Source organism: Lactobacillus kalixensis DSM 16043, assembly GCF_001434335.1.
In the GTDB taxonomy this organism is placed as follows: Bacteria; Bacillota; Bacilli; order Lactobacillales; family Lactobacillaceae; genus Lactobacillus; species Lactobacillus kalixensis.
The window spans coordinates 1-428 of sequence record NZ_AZFM01000063.1; the positions used below are offsets into that span (position 1 = coordinate 1).

At 41.1% G+C, this 428-nt stretch carries 1 pseudogene; it reads left to right on the top strand.

What is annotated here, in order from left to right:
* Positions 1-428, top strand: a pseudogene (locus FC46_RS10215) (SLAP domain-containing protein); the annotation flags it as partial.

Below are 428 nucleotides of genomic sequence, written 5' to 3' on the forward strand. Positions count from 1 at the left end.
GTAACATTGAAGTATATGCTGGTTCAGATGCTGGTAAGATGAACGTTGCTCAAGTTGCTGCTGCTGCTCAAGCTAAATACGCAGCTGCTAATGGTACTACTAACAGTGCTATCAAAGAAAACAGCAACATCAAGTACTCAAACAACCTTAAGGATGCTTTGAAGGCTTTGAACATTACTGTTGATGCTCAAGGTTGGTTCGTTGCTCCTAAGTCATTCACTTTCAACTTAGTTGCAACTGCATCAAACAACGATGCATCAGCTACTTTACCTGTAACTGTAACTGTTCCAAACGGTAAGGAAGCTACTCCAGCTCAAGAAACTACTAAGAACGTTACTGTAATGCACATCGCTACTATCTACGACAAGAACGGTAAGGCTACTCAAGAACCTGCATTACGTGCTTACAACTCAGTATCAGTAGTTACT